The sequence below is a fragment of the Dietzia sp. SLG310A2-38A2 genome, from assembly GCF_014145095.1.
Classification (GTDB): domain Bacteria; phylum Actinomycetota; class Actinomycetes; order Mycobacteriales; family Mycobacteriaceae; genus Dietzia.
On sequence record NZ_JAALDX010000551.1, the window covers coordinates 17,287 to 17,585 of the forward strand.

General features: G+C 71.9%; 1 CRISPR repeat array.

The annotated features are described in order from the left end of the window. Positions 1–29 precede the first annotated feature (29 nt). A CRISPR array of direct repeats spans positions 30–298; the repeat unit is 25 nt; unit sequence GTCGTCCCCGCGCAGGCGGGGCTGT. Position 299: the final 1 nt, after the last annotated feature.

Sequence of the window (299 nt, forward strand, 5' to 3'; positions counted from 1 at the left end):
CAGTGCCCGAGGTCCAGTTCGGCCTTGCGGTCGTCCCCGCGCAGGCGGGGCTGTTCCCGGCCCGCCCCACATTCTTCCGCGGCAGCGCCGTTCGTCCCCGCGCAGGCGGGGCTGTTCCGGAACCCGTCGACGTCACCCCGCTGTTGTAGCAGTCGTCCCCGCGCAGGCGGGGCTGTTCCCTCGGGGACGAAGTTGGCGATAGCCATTGGGGGGTCGTCCCCGCGCAGGCGGGGCTGTTCCGCCTTACCAGCGCAAGAGTGACGGCCTTTGGGTGTCGTCCCCGCGCAGGCGGGGCTGTT